General features: G+C 69.5%; 1 pseudogene. It reads left to right on the top strand.

Features of this window, described 5'->3' with window-relative positions:
• Window positions 1-522 (top strand): annotated as a pseudogene (locus tag B7767_RS35670) (serine/threonine protein kinase); the annotation flags it as partial.
• Window positions 523-829 lie beyond the last annotated feature (307 nt).

Below are 829 nucleotides of genomic sequence, written 5' to 3'. Positions count from 1 at the left end.
GGGGGTTGGGCGGCCGCCACCGCCGGCACGGGTGGATCGGCCGGGGACGAGGACGAGGCCGGGGGCGAGGAAGAGGACGACGGCGGTACGTCGGCGGCGGAGACGTACAACGGGAACCAGGGGTACTCGATCGGGCTGCCCGAGGGATGGAAGTTCCAGTCGACGGGGGCCGCCGGGGACCGGTTCACCGGGCCGAACGGGCAGAAGCTGCTCATCGGCTGGACGACCACGCCGAAGGACGACCCGGTCGCGGACTGGAAGAACCAGGAACGCGCCATGGTGCGCGCCCAGTACCAGCGGATCCGTATAGAGGCGGTGGAGTACCGGGGCTGGGACACGGCCGACTGGGAGTTCACCTATGTGGAGAGCGGGACCAAGTACCGGTCCATCGACCGGGGGACCGTCGTCGGCGACCGGCTCGGGTACGGGCTGATGTACACGGCCAAGGCCGCCGAATGGGGCAGCGACCTGCGCAAGGACACCTGGCGGACGCTGACGGAGACGTTCCGGCCGAAGTCCTGAGCATGACCGGCCCGCGGAATGGGGAGTCAGATGTGGCATCCCCTCTCTGCGGGTTGCCTCCGGCACGTATCGTGAATGCTTGCGGACCGTACGCAGCCGGAACAGCCCGCCGGGCGAACGGAACCGATCGACCGTAGTGCCGGGGGAGGCAACGTGGACGACTACGCGGGACGGGTTCTCGCCGACCGCTACCGCCTGCCGCTGCCGCCCTCCGACGAGTACGAACTGACCGAGACCCGCGCCTTCGACACCTACAGCGGGCAGGAAGTCCTGGTCAGGCAGGTCCCGTTGCCGGAGGTCGTCGAGG

The sequence above is a fragment of the Streptomyces sp. 13-12-16 genome (genome assembly GCF_002114215.1).
Taxonomy (GTDB): domain Bacteria; phylum Actinomycetota; class Actinomycetes; order Streptomycetales; family Streptomycetaceae; genus Streptomyces.
This window is presented reverse-complemented; position numbering and strand designations above follow the sequence as displayed.